At 55.9% G+C, this 13,154-nt stretch carries 11 protein-coding genes; 3 read left to right on the top strand and 8 right to left on the bottom strand.

Annotated features, from left to right (window positions below; genetic code table 11):
• Positions 1-11 precede the first annotated feature (11 nt).
• The 7 genes from DFR26_RS10355 to DFR26_RS10325 form a co-directional block, all read right to left on the bottom strand.
• Positions 12-1,331 carry a hypothetical protein gene (locus DFR26_RS10355; RefSeq protein ID WP_116208886.1) on the bottom strand — a complete coding sequence of 440 codons (1,320 nt, stop codon included), beginning with the start codon at positions 1,329-1,331 and terminating at the stop codon, positions 12-14.
• Between the two features lie 136 nt (positions 1,332-1,467).
• A complete protein-coding gene (locus DFR26_RS10350) occupies positions 1,468-2,832 on the bottom strand; it encodes an anthranilate synthase component I family protein (RefSeq protein WP_116208885.1) in 1,365 nt (454 codons plus the stop codon).
• Positions 2,832-4,025, bottom strand: a complete 1,194-nt coding sequence (locus DFR26_RS10345; RefSeq protein WP_116208884.1) for a cupin domain-containing protein — start codon at positions 4,023-4,025, stop codon at positions 2,832-2,834. The genes DFR26_RS10350 and DFR26_RS10345 overlap by 1 nt, the downstream gene beginning before the upstream one ends.
• 8 nt (positions 4,026-4,033) lie before the next feature.
• Complete coding sequence (gene purB / locus DFR26_RS10340) at positions 4,034-5,392, bottom strand: adenylosuccinate lyase (protein ID WP_245953066.1); 1,359 nt, start codon at positions 5,390-5,392, stop codon at positions 4,034-4,036.
• A 49-nt stretch (positions 5,393-5,441) separates the two neighbouring features.
• Complete coding sequence (locus DFR26_RS10335) at positions 5,442-6,074, bottom strand: lysogenization protein HflD (protein WP_116208882.1); 633 nt, start codon at positions 6,072-6,074, stop codon at positions 5,442-5,444.
• A complete protein-coding gene (gene mnmA, locus DFR26_RS10330) occupies positions 6,071-7,216 on the bottom strand; it encodes a tRNA 2-thiouridine(34) synthase MnmA (protein WP_116208881.1) in 1,146 nt (381 codons plus the stop codon). The genes DFR26_RS10335 and mnmA overlap by 4 nt, the downstream gene beginning before the upstream one ends.
• A gap of 90 nt (positions 7,217-7,306) precedes the next feature.
• Positions 7,307-7,960, bottom strand: coding sequence for a pseudouridine synthase (locus DFR26_RS10325; RefSeq protein WP_116208880.1), 654 nt, complete (start codon positions 7,958-7,960; stop codon positions 7,307-7,309).
• Positions 7,961-8,074: 114 nt separating this feature from the next.
• Between DFR26_RS10325 and icd the strand changes: the two genes are divergently transcribed.
• The 3 genes from icd (at position 8,075) to clpA (ending at position 12,193) form a co-directional block, all read left to right on the top strand.
• Entirely contained in the window at positions 8,075-9,331 is a 1,257-nt protein-coding gene (icd, locus tag DFR26_RS10320) for an NADP-dependent isocitrate dehydrogenase (RefSeq protein WP_116208879.1), read from the top strand.
• 230 nt (positions 9,332-9,561) lie between these two features.
• Positions 9,562-9,897: an ATP-dependent Clp protease adapter ClpS gene (gene clpS / locus DFR26_RS10315; protein WP_116208955.1), complete on the top strand. Its 336-nt coding sequence runs from the start codon at positions 9,562-9,564 to the stop codon at positions 9,895-9,897.
• Positions 9,898-9,919: 22 nt separating this feature from the next.
• Positions 9,920-12,193 (top strand): ATP-dependent Clp protease ATP-binding subunit ClpA, encoded by a 2,274-nt coding sequence (gene clpA / locus DFR26_RS10310; protein ID WP_116208878.1) that lies wholly within the window; start codon positions 9,920-9,922, stop codon positions 12,191-12,193.
• A 111-nt stretch (positions 12,194-12,304) separates the two neighbouring features.
• On the opposite strand, the gene ppsR is transcribed toward clpA, so the two are convergent.
• Positions 12,305-13,129, bottom strand: coding sequence for a posphoenolpyruvate synthetase regulatory kinase/phosphorylase PpsR (ppsR, locus tag DFR26_RS10305; protein ID WP_116208877.1), 825 nt, complete (start codon positions 13,127-13,129; stop codon positions 12,305-12,307).
• Positions 13,130-13,154: the final 25 nt, after the last annotated feature.

The raw sequence follows: 13,154 nt of genomic DNA, 5'->3' as shown, positions 1-13,154 counted from the left end.
AGCAGAGGCCGTTATACGCCGCCGCCTAAGCCACCAAACAATCCACCTAATACACCGCCTAAGATGGGGCCAATGACAGGAATTGCATTGAGCGCATCGGTTGGTGATACAGGTGCTGCAGGCAGTGTGCTACCTGGCGCTGGTGGCGTCACGTTGCTCGTTGCGCCATCAATCAGACCGCCCAAGACGGGGATCCAGCTGGTGGGCAAATCACCGCCTGGCGTAGCCGATGAGCCGGGCAAAATCGCGACCATGCCCAACAGCTGGGTCAGCGGCGAGGTAATCGTGCTCAAGCCCGATGTCAGTGTACCAATCGCGCTTTGAATGGGCGCGGTAGCCACTTCATTGCCCGGAATAGCGCTGAACAAGTCGGTCACATTGACCAATAAGTTATTCAATGTACCCAACAGCTCTTGGTTGGTAGTTGTGGCGTTGTCGAGATCGGTTAAGACCAAGGCCACATCGCTCAGTGCATCACCCAATAGCTCGGTGACGCCGCCAACGACTGGCACGGCGGCAGTTTGCGTGAGCAGGCTTTGAAATAAGGCACTGTTTAGTGTGTTAACACCAGTGGCCACTTGATTAACCACTGAAGCCAGATTGGTCAGGTCGCTTGGTGCACCGGCGCCGCCAGCTAGCTGAGTTAACGGCGCCAGTATCACGTCGAGCGGTGTGTTGGTTGGGCCTGCGCCACCGCCATCAGCCGGCACGCCAGCATCAATTAACGCAGTAAACAATGGCGCTAATGGATTGCTAGGGTCTGTTGCCAGAGCCGTTAACGCATCTAAGGGGTTATCGCCACCGGGTGCCGTAGTTGATGTGCATGTGCCTTGGCCGGCTAAAGCCATCAATGCTTGTGGCAGGGTGGTGGTGAGTGACTGCACGCCACCGGCAAGACCCACCACACCTTCTTGAATGAGTGCGGGGTTGAAGGCTTGCGTAGCGTTGTTGATGCCAGCGCTGACGCCACCATTTAGGGCCGACAAAAGGTTGCTGAGCAGCGCGTCTGGGCCATCGAGCAGTTGGTTAACGGCGGGGTTTAAGCAACGCACGAACGCGCCGACTTTGAGCGGCGAGCTGGCATCTACGACGCTTAGTTGATTGCCCAAACCATTGACGATATTGCCGAGCTGGTTTTGCGTATTGTCGAGAATATTTGCCGACACCGTGGGGCTGGTGGTCGGTGGGGTGGGTGTTGTCGTTGGTGGGTTGCTGGGATTGTTGGCGTTATTTGTTGTGCTGCCGGTGCTATCACCATCGGAGCCACACGCAGCCAAGCTCATGGCCAGGACTAGCGCGCTTGCGATTTTAGTGTGTTTGCTGATGTTCATGAGTTCCTCTCCGGGCCTTGGCCCATGGCTGACGATCGAATGTCTCAGTGAGGAATTTACGCATCAGCTTAAACAAGCAACAGGTGGTTTGCGTAGGTGTTTGCAGTGCTTATGTGACGGAGTGTAAGGCGTGCAATTAAGTATTTTGGCTTGGTAATTTCTGATGGCTTAGGGTTTCCATCACTGCCCCCATTTTGCTCCAGCATTCGGCATATTCAGATTGCCACGTTGAGTCGAGTGTGATGCCGCCACCGGCCCATGTCCGCACCACACCGGCTTGCGCCACCAAGGTGCGAATGGTGATGCTGCTATCAACCCGGCCTTGCACATCCCAGTAAAACAGCATGCCGCAATAGACACCGCGGGCGCTGGGTTCGAGCGCTTCAATAATTTCCATGACACGCTTTTTCGGTGCGCCGGTAATTGAGCCACCGGGAAAGGCATCACGCAGCACATCGGCAATTGAGGCGCTGTCTTGCAGCGTGGCGGTGATGGTTGTCACCAAGTGATGCACCTGGCCAAAGCTTTTCAGCGCACACAGCTCGGGAACACGAACGCTGCCTGTGCGCGCGTGTTTACTCAAATCATTGCGCAGTAGATCGGTGATCATGATGTTTTCAGCCATGTCTTTAGCGCTGGCGCTGAGCGCGCTGGCCTCGGCATGATCCTCAGCGGCATTGCCGCCGCGCGCCCGTGTACCCTTGATTGGGCGGGTGGTCAGCGTGCGCTTCTCAATGCCAATAAACTGCTCAGGCGACAAGCTCAGCAGCTCGCCCCATGGCAGCGCCCAATACGCGCCGTAAGGTGCCCGCGCGAGACCACGAAGCTCGCCGTAGCGCGACCACAAGCGGCCGCTGTAGGGCGCCTCGTAGGCTTGTGTGTAATTGACCTGATAGCAGTCGCCGGCACGAATCAGCTCATGGATTCGCGCAATGTCATCTGCATAGCGCTGCGTATTGGTGAGTGCGTGAAATGGTTCATGCAGTGTGAAGCCGAGCGTCGATGGCGCCGGCGGCTGCTGGCAAATCGCTTGCCATGCCTGCCAGTCGGGCGCGCTCATGGTGGCGCTGGCCCATAGCCATGCCTGCTCAGTGGCGCTGTCGAGCGCGATGCCCTGATCGTAGTAGGCCAAGGTCGCTAGCGGCCAATCATCTGCGCGGCGCCCAGGTAGGCCTTTTTCGCTGGCCGCGGCGTAGCCAACATAGCCCATGACACCCGCTGTAAACGGCAGCTCATGGTCTGCTGTGGCGTGCGCTTGAGAGGCTGCATTGCCCCAAGCTTGCAGGGCTGACATTACCGCAAAGCTGTCGCCATCGGCACCGGGCCAGCCGTCAAACTGCCAGCCTGAGGTGGTCAGCACGGCGGTGGCGCGTGGATTGGCGACAATGATTTGCCAGCGTCCATCGGCTTGGCTATCGAGTAGCAATGGCCAGCGCTGACTCAGCAGAGCCTCGGTGTAGCGCAGTGGATGCTCATGCCAAGGCAATGCCGCCAAGTGCATCAGATGGCCTCAACCGCCAACCAAAAACCGGCGCTGATGTCGTCAGCAAGCCATTGCAACACAGGCTCTGGCAGCGTGCTTAATGTGGCTTGGCGGAGTCGGCGGCTCGCCAGCAAGGTCGGCAGATGCTCGCTAATTGCCGGCGGGGTATCGACACATTCGCCATTGCGCCAGAGCTGCTTGTGCGCCGGCAACCATAGCCACCGTGAGGCGGGGTCACGAATCAGCTCAATGCCCTCCTGAATGGCGGCACGTAAATCATCGAGACTGCAGTCGCTAGCCTCTGGCTCGTAGTCCGGATATTTCGCTTCGCTCAAGCTGGGCGCCATGGCTAAGGCGAGCTGATCGGGCTGGTCAATCCACGCCAGCATGGCAGAGCGCATGGCGCAGGTATCGCTAGCGGTTAAACTGGCGCTATGTGCGCACAGCTCGCGCGCTGGATCGGCGAGCAAAGGCTCGTTGTCATTGAGGCTTAAGAGCTGATCGGCGAGGGCATCAAGCAGGCGTGGCACAGCTGGCGCGCGAAAACCAACTGAGTAGGTTAGGCAGTCATCAACAGCGACGCCATGATGCGCCAAGCCGGGCGGTACATAGAGCAAGTCGCCGGTGCTGACAGTCGCTTCAAAGCTTTGCTGAAAATCAGCCAGTAGGCGCAATGGCTGGTCGGGCACCAGAGCATCGGCTGCACTGACGTGCTGGCCCAAGCGCCAGTGCCGAGAGCCCGGCCCTTGCAGCAAAAACACATCGTATTGATCACTGTGTGGTCCAACCGAACCGCCAGACACCGCGCCAGAGACCATGACATCATCAATGCGCCATTCGGGCACAAAGGCAAAATGGTCAAGCAAATCAGCAAGCACTGGTAAGGCGTGATCGACGGCTTGCACCAACACCGTCCAGTCATGCATGCCTTGTTTGCGCCATGTTATCGGCTTAAACGGACCATTTTTTAAGGTCCATTGTCCTGTCGCATTCGGCCCGCTGATGACACGGCTTTCCAAGCCGTCTTCCTCGGCTAGCTGTTGCAACTCAGTAAAGCTAATGAGGTCGGCCAGTGCAGGAAAAGCGCCGCGTACTAACAACGGCTTTTTCTGCCAATAATCACGCAAAAACTCACTTGCGCGCAGACCACCAAGCCAGGCTAACGGTTCATCGCGACGACATAAGTCGCTGGCATCAGGCAAAAAGGGCATGGTCGCTCTCAAATATTGCGCGCTTGCGCATCAGCATTGCCAATATAGCTGCCTGGTGTCAGCGTTTTTAGCTCCGCTTTCACCGCGTCTGGTAGCTCGAGCGTGGCAATAAACGTGGCGAGTGACTCCGGCGTAATGGTCTTGCCGCGCGTCAGCTCCTTGAGCTTTTCATAAGGCTTCTCAATGCCATAGCGGCGCATCACGGTCTGAATGGCCTCGCCAAGCACTTCCCAAGATTGATCCAAATCAACGGCAATCCGTGGTGCGTTGACCTCGAGTTTGCCAATGCCTTTCAGCACAGAATCATAGGCAATGGCGCTATGTGCTAAGCCAACACCGAGATTACGCAGCACGGTGGAGTCAGTGAGGTCACGCTGCCAGCGTGAGATCGGCAGCTTTTCCGCCAAATGGCCCAGCAGGGCATTGGCGATGCCGAGATTGCCCTCGGAGTTTTCAAAGTCGATGGGATTGACCTTATGCGGCATGGTCGATGAGCCGACTTCACCTTCTTTTAAGCGCTGCTTGAAATAGCCCAGCGAAATATAGCCCCAGACATCGCGGTTGAAATCGATGAGCACGGTGTTGAAGCGGCGCACGGCATCGAAGGCCTCAGCGATGTAATCGTGTGGCTCGATTTGCGTGGTATAGGGGTTGAAGGTCAGGCCCAGTGAGCTGACAAACGCCTCGGCATTGGCCTGCCAATCGACCTGCGGGTAGGCGGCCAAATGCGCGTTGTAATTGCCCACCGCGCCATTGATTTTACCGAGCAATGGCACGCGCGCGAACTCAGCAATTTGGCGCTCGAGGCGATACACCACATTGGCCATTTCTTTGCCGAGTGTGGTCGGTGAGGCAGTTTGACCATGCGTGCGCGAGAGCATCGGCACGGCGGCTTGGGCATGGGCGAGGGCACGAATGGCATCGGCCACGGCTTGCATTTGGTCAATCACCACGGCGCGACCATGTTTTAGCATCAAGCCATGCGAGAGGTTATTAATGTCTTCGCTGGTGCAGGCAAAATGAATGAATTCGGTGACGGCGTGTAGTTCAGGCAGCGCGCTAACACGGTCTTTCAGGAAGTATTCAACCGCTTTCACATCATGGTTGGTGGTGCGCTCGGTGGTTTTAATCCACTCGGCATCGGCCAGTGAAAAATCGGCGACTAATGCGTCCAAAAAGGCATTAGCTTCAGCACTAAACGCCGGCACTTCGGGCACACCGGCATGCGCGCTTAAGCATTGCAACCAACGCACTTCGACTTCCACGCGGGCATGGATCAAGCCAAATTCGCTGAAGTACGGGCGCAGCGCATCGACTTTGCTGGCGTAACGGCCATCGACCGGGGATAGGGCGGTAAGGGGCGACAACGCCATGGCAAAACTCCAGTGTGCAAGGACTTAATTGAAGGCGCGGATTCTACACCGTTTTAGCGATGGCGCGGATCTCGCTGAGGATCTGGCTGCGCGTGAAAATTAAATGCCAGCGCCGGCCACCGAGGCGGCGCCAGAGCCAGGCGGCGCGAACGCCGGCAAGCAAAATCGCGCGAATGCGCTCAGCCATGCCGGCGGCTTGCAGGTGCTGGGCATTACCGCGCAACTGCACGCGAAAGCGCAGGCTGCCGAGAGTGTCTACGTACACTGAGCCGAGTGCTTGCGCGAGCTCATTGGCACTCATGTCGGGGTTGAACTGCTGCTGGCGGGCCACTGTCTCTAGACGCTGGCGCAACGAGTTTTGCACGTCAGGCGAGCGCAGCAGATGCTTTTCAACCTGCACAATGCCCAGCCCCAAGCGCACGATTTCACCGGCTTGCGCCAATGATCGGCCTTGCTCCATCAGACAGCCCTCAAGCCACATCAAGCCTTGCTCAAGTCCGCGCGCATCCGGGTAAATGGTGCTGATATCATCGGTGTCGAGTATCAATGCTGAGCGTTGCAAAAAGGTTTCCGCGTCGGCGTGGCTTTTGCCGGTACGCGCCAGCTCTGCGGCAAGCCCAGCTGCCTGAAAAACAGCCGCTAGGGCCAAGGTTTTATCGCGATGTAATTGGCTCATGTGGCAAATGTCTCCTCAATAACGCCGCCGCCCAAGCAGACATCTCCCTGGTAGAAAACCACGGATTGCCCGGGAGTGACGGCGCGTTGTAATTGATCAAATAGGACGCGATAACCGCTGCCATCGGCCACGATTTGGCAGGCTTGATCGGCTTGACGATAGCGTGTTTTAGCCGTGCAGCTCAGCGGTAGCGATGGCGGCTCACCCGCCACCCAATCAATCGTTGATGCATAAAGCGCGCGGCTTTGCATTAGGGGGTGTTCGTGGCCCTGACCAATCAACAGCACATTGCGCGCCATGTCTTTACCGACCACATACCACGGCGACTCATTGGCGTCTTTTTGTCCGCCAATACCAATGCCTTGGCGCTGACCGAGCGTGTAATACATCAAGCCTTGATGCTCGCCAATTACTACGCCGGCATCGGTCTCAATGTGGCCGGGGCGTGCCGGGAGGTATTGCTGCAAAAAGTCTTTGAAGCGCCGCTCGCCAATGAAGCAAATGCCGGTCGAGTCTTTTTTCGCCGCCGTAGCTAAACCGAGCTCGGTGGCAATCCGCCGCACTTCAGGTTTCGGCAACTCGCCGACTGGAAACAGCGTTTTCGCCAATTGCTCACCCGCCACGGCATGCAAAAAATAACTTTGATCTTTATTGCTATCGAGGCCGCGCAGCAGGCGCGCCGGCTGTTGCTCATCGCGGCGAGCATAATGACCGGTGGCAATGTAATCCGCGCCGAGCATTAGGGCGTAATCGAGGAAGGCGCGAAACTTGATCTCTTTATTGCAGAGAATGTCGGGGTTTGGCGTGCGACCAGCGGCGTATTCGGCGAGAAAATGCTCAAACACGCCATCCCAATATTCGGCGGCAAAATTGGCTTTGTGCAAATGAATGCCGAGTGTGTCGGCGACCGCTTGCGCATCGGCTAAATCCTCGCGCGCCGTGCAGTACTCACTGCCGTCATCTTCTTCCCAGTTTTTCATAAACAGGCCTTCGACCTGCCAGCCTTGCTGGATGAGCAGGGCGGCTGCCACCGACGAGTCGACGCCGCCCGACATGCCGACAATCACGCGGCCGCGCGCTGTGCTTGCAGTGGCGGATGCATTTGGCGATGTTGAGAGGTCTGAATGACTGCGAGATACCATGGTGCCTGCGTTTTAAATCGGGGTGCCATAGTCTAGCAAGCTTTACGGCCGCTATGGGCGCTGCACAAGTGGATGACAGATCGCCTTGCGCTAGCGCTGCGCTGGCCCCAAGGTGCGGCAAGCTTCGGCCAAATCGACATCGCGCCAATGCCCAACGTCAAGATCGGCGAGTGTCCATGGGCCGATGCGCTCACGAATCAAGCGCAAGGTGGGCAGGCCCACAGCGGCGGTCATGCGCCGCACTTGGCGATTGCGGCCCTCATCAAGGCTGATGCGTAGCCAATCGGTGGGAATGCTGGCGCGATAACGCACGGGCGGATGGCGTTCGCTGACCACGGGCGCGGGCGATATACGCTCTGCACTCAAGGCCCGCGCTGGCCCATCTTTCAGCACAATGCCATCGCGCAGTGCCTGCAGCGTCGAATTGCTAATGACGCCTTCGACTTGCGCCAAATACGTCTTGACCATTTTCGCGCGCGGCTGGCTGATGCGTGCTTGCCAGACGCCATCGTTTGTGAGCAACAGCAACCCCTCCGAATCGAAATCTAAGCGACCCGCCGGATACACATCGCGTGGGTAGTCGCGCGCACTTGCCTGCATGACCTCGGTCAGGGTTTGGCGCTCGCCCTCAGGGCTAAATTGGCACATCACCTGAAACGGTTTGTGCAACAAAATCAGACGAGAGGCACCGCTTTCCTTGAACTTTGGTCGACTTCGGGGGTAATCGGTCGTGTTTTTCTGCATGAGATGTCTTGGGCCGCTGAGGTTGCATGAGTATACTCGGACTCAACAAGAACGATTATTGCAATCGCAATCCCGGCGCCATCAGCGCCACTGTCCTGACGGAGTACCTGCAGAATGGGTTACCAGAAGATTTCGGTACCAACAGATGGTGACAAAATCACCGTCAACGCCGATTTGTCCCTTAATGTGCCAAATTTCCCAATTATTCCTTTTATTGAAGGCGATGGTATCGGTGCCGATATTTCGCCGGTGATGGTCAAAGTCGTTGATGCGGCCGTCACAGCCGCCTACGGCAACAAGCGCGCTATCTCGTGGATGGAAGTCTATTGCGGCGAGAAGGCCACGAAAGTCTACGGCGACGATGTCTGGATGCCGGAAGAAACCTTCGAGGCCCTGCGCGAATACGTGGTGAGCATCAAAGGCCCACTGACCACGCCAGTGGGCGGCGGTATTCGTTCGCTCAATGTGGCACTGCGCCAAGAACTCGATCTGTACGTGTGTATTCGTCCAGTGCGTTGGTTTCCCGGTGTGCCCAGCCCGGTGCAGCATCCTGAGCTGACCAATATGGTGATTTTCCGTGAGAACTCGGAAGACATCTATGCTGGTATTGAGTGGAAAGCCAATACGCCCGATGCCATCAAGGTCATCAAGTTCTTGAAAGAAGAAATGGGCGTGAAAAAGATCCGTTTCACTGAAAACTGCGGTATTGGTATTAAGCCGGTCTCGAAAGAGGGTACGCAGCGTTTGGTGCGCAAAGCCATCCAGTACGCCATCGATAACGATGAGTCGTCGGTCACGCTGGTGCACAAAGGCAACATCATGAAGTACACCGAAGGTGCCTTCAAAGAGTGGGGCTATGAGCTGGCGGCTGAGCGTTTTGGCGGCGAGCTGATCGATGGTGGCCCATGGATGACCATCAAAAATCCGAAAACTGGCAAAGACATTATTGTTAAAGATGTCATTGCCGACGCGTTTTTACAGCAAATCCTCATGCGCCCCTCCGATTACTCGGTGATCGCGACGCTCAACCTCAATGGTGACTACATTTCCGACGCATTGGCGGCAGAAGTGGGCGGCATTGGTATTGCGCCCGGTGCAAACTTAGGTGGCTCCGTGGCCGTGTTTGAAGCCACGCACGGCACGGCCCCTAAATACGCGGGTCAAGACAAGGTCAACCCAGGCTCCATTATTTTGTCTGCCGAGATGATGCTGCGTCATATGGGCTGGGGTGAAGCCGCCGACTTGATTATCAAGGGCGTTGAAAAGGCTATTGAAGCAAAAACGGTGACGTATGACTTCGAGCGCCTCATGCCCGATGCCAAGCTGCTGCGCTGCTCTGAATTTGGTGATGCCATCATCAGCCATATGTAAGCGCGACCAAAGACACCTCTAAGTGGTCGAGTCTTGGCCAGTTAGGGGTGTTTTTTTTCGTCTAATGGTTTTGCATGAGGTTTGTCGAATCGTCAGTGGCGCGTGCTAGAAGGCATGTTAACTGCATAAATACTATGCATTGATGCCTAGGCACGGCAATGCTTTCTGCTACAGTGAAGTATCGATTTAACTTTTTATGATGTCGTATGAATGCAGCAGGTAAATGGCACATGAGCCGGGAAGATAACGACAGTGATTCGCCTGATGTTGGTCGCACGGCGCTCATTGAGCCGGCGAAACCCGAGCTTGAAAAACCAAAACGCTATCAAGTTGTCATGATTAATGACGATTACACTCCTATGGAGTTCGTCATTGACGTGTTGGAGCAGTTTTTCGGTCTGACTGGCGAGCATGCCACACGGCTGATGTTACAAGTTCATCATTTGGGTAAGGCTGGTATTGGCGCTTACTCGCGTGATGTGGCAGAAACCAAAGCGGCCATGGTGGTCGATTACGCGCGGCAGCATGAGCATCCGCTGCTGTGTCTGGTAGAGCCGGTGCCCTGAGCAGCGGCAAGGAGAGGCAGGCATGTTAAGTCGAGAACTGGAGCTGACCCTCAACGTGGCATTCCGCGAGGCGAGGGCAAAACGCCACGAATTTATTACGGTTGAGCATTTATTGCTTGCACTACTCGATAACGAATCGGCCACGGCTGCGGTGCATGCCTGCGGTGGCGAGCCTAATGCCATGCGCCGTGAGTTGGCGACTTATATAGATGACGCTACGCCATTGTTACCTGATCCCGATGGCGGCCGTGAAACGCAACCCACACTTGGTTTTCAACGCGTGTTGCAGCGCGCGGTGTTTCATGTGCAATCGTCAGGAAAGCGTGAAGTAGTCGGCGCTAACGTACTGGTGGCGATTTTCTCAGAACAAGAATCTCATGCTGTTTATATGCTCAAGCAGCAGGGTATTGGTCGCCTGGATGTGGTGAATTATTTGTCGCATGGCAGCTCATCGGGGACCGATGACGCCAAAGAAAATGACACCAGCGATCCTGATGGCGTGGCTGAAGCTGTCGCAGACTCAGCCTTAGTAAATTACACCGTCAACCTCAACGACATGGCCAAAAAAGGCAAGCTTGACCCACTCGTGGGGCGCGAGCCTGAAATTGAGCGGGCTATTCAAGTGTTATGCCGTCGTCGCAAAAATAACCCGATATTGGTTGGTGAGCCCGGTGTTGGTAAAACCGCCATAGCCGAAGGGCTGGCATGGCTCATCGTTGAGGGCAAAGTGCCCGATGCCATTGCCGATGGTGAGGTGTATTCGCTCGATATTGGCGCTTTGCTGGCGGGTACAAAATACCGCGGTGACTTTGAAAAACGCTTTAAAGCGTTGATTAATGAGCTGACTGACAAGCCCAGCGCGATTTTATTTATCGATGAAATCCACACGATCATTGGTGCGGGTTCGGCCGGCGGCGGGGTGCTCGATGTCTCGAATTTGCTGAAACCGGCATTGGCCAATGGCAGCCTCAAGTGCATGGGCTCTACCACGTATCAAGAGTATCGCAACCTCTTTGAGAAAGATGGCGCGCTGTCGCGACGCTTTCATAAAATCGATGTTGCGGAGCCCAGTGTCGACGAGACCTACCGCATTTTGCGTGGCCTGAAATCGCGCTTTGAGGAGCATCACAGCGTGCGTTATGCCGATAAAGCGCTGCTGTCGGCGGCGACATTGGCCGACCGCTATATCAACGAGCGCTATTTGCCGGATAAAGCCATTGACCTGATCGACGAGGCCGGTGCATTTCAGCGTCTGCAGCCAGTGAGCAAGCGCAAAAAAGTCATCAACGTCGCTGATATTGAGGAGATGGTCGCGAAAGTGGCGCGCATCCCGGCAAAAGCCGTGACATCCAATGACAAAGAGGCGCTACGTAATCTTGAGCGTGACCTTAAGATGACGGTGTTCGGGCAAGATGCCGCTATCGACTCGCTGGCAGCGGCCATCAAGCTCTCGCGTGCGGGTTTAAAGTCACCGGAAAAACCCATTGGCAGCTTCCTATTTTCCGGGCCCACGGGTGTTGGTAAAACCGAAGTCACTCGCCAGTTGGCACGCACATTGGGCATTGAGCTGATTCGTTTCGATATGTCGGAATACATGGAGCGCCATACTGTATCGCGCCTCATTGGTGCGCCACCGGGTTATGTTGGCTTCGATCAGGGTGGTTTGCTCACCGAGGCCGTGGTCAAACATCCGCACTGCGTATTGCTGCTCGATGAAATTGAGAAGGCGCATCCGGAGGTCTTTAACTTGCTCTTGCAGGTCATGGATCACGGTACGCTCACGGATAATAACGGTCGCAAAGCCGATTTTCGTCATGTGGTGTTGGTGATGACCACCAACGCTGGCGCTGAGCAGGTCAGTCGCGCGAGCATGGGCTTTACTCACCAAGATCACAGCACCGATGGCATGGAAGCGCTGAAGAAAACCTTTACGCCAGAGTTCCGCAATCGCCTCGATGGCATCATCGCCTTTGCCGCGCTTGATCCGCTGGTGATTGGCAGCGTGGTCGATAAATTCCTCGTTGAACTACAAGCGCAGCTCGACGACAAGCATGTCTTGCTCGAAGTCGATGACGAGGCGCGTACCTGGCTGGCTGAAAAAGGCTATGACCGACTGATGGGCGCACGACCCATGGCGCGCGTGCTGCAGGAGCACCTGAAAAAGCCATTGGCCGAGATGATTCTGTTTGGCAAGCTCGCCGACAAGGGTGGGCGCGTGCAGGTGTCGGTGAAAGACGATGCGCTTGTGCTTGAGGCTGAGCGGGTTAGTAAGCGGGAGCTGGAGAAGGCTACGTAGTTTTTAGTGAGGGCGGTGAGGGGATGGGGTGGGTGAGCCACGCTTCGCTATGCTTCATCCACCCCATCCCCCCACGGCGCAATCAAAGCCAAGATAGCCGCTTAGTAAAGCTCATAATGACCGCCGCTTAAGCCCAACCGTGGCCATAATCCGCGTAGAAATCTCTTCAATCGATAAGTGCGTGGTTTGAATAAACGGCACGCCCTCGCGGTTAAACATCGCTTCCACCGCACGAACTTCCATTTGGCATTGGCTCAATGACGCATACGGCGAGTTGGCGCGGCGCTCATTGCGAATAGCCGATAGCCGAATCGGGTCGATTGTTAAGCCAAATAGCTTGTGCTTGTGCTCGCGCAAAGAGGCGGGCAGACGCAGGTCATCGAAATCATCTTCGGTCAGCGGGTAATTGCCGACATAAATGCCAAACTGCAGCGCCATATACAGTGAGGTCGGGGTCTTGCCGGAGCGCGACACGCCAACCACGATTAAGTCTGCCTTGTCGTAATGCTTGGTGCGCGCGCCATCGTCGTTGTCGAGAGCGAAATGCACGGCATCGATGCGCACGTTATAGCTCTTGTTGTCGATGATGGAGTGCGATTTGCCCACGGCATTGACCGCTTGCGAGGCCAACTCGGTTTGCAGCTTATCTACGAAGGTTTCAAAAACATCCATCATGTAGCCGTCGGCGGCGGAAATTACATCGCGAATTTTTTTATCAACAATGGTGTCGATAATAATGGGTCGCCCACCGGCGCTTTCATCTTTGGCCACACGGTTGATTTCCTTAGCGACCGCCTCGGCTTTTTCCACGGTGTCGATATATGGCAGCGTGCTTTCGTCGAATTCGATATTTTCAAACTGAGCAAGCAGGCTATGGCCGAGTGTCTCGGCGGTGATGCCGGTGCCATCGGAGATGAAAAATACGGTGCGCTTCATGGCTTTTTCCTGTGTATAAGCAAAG

The sequence above is a fragment of the Paraperlucidibaca baekdonensis genome (assembly GCF_003387535.1).
GTDB classification, from domain to species: Bacteria; Pseudomonadota; Gammaproteobacteria; order Pseudomonadales; family Moraxellaceae; genus Perlucidibaca; species Perlucidibaca baekdonensis.
Note: the sequence above shows the minus strand (reverse complement) of the source record. Positions and strands in the feature narration are given on the sequence as shown.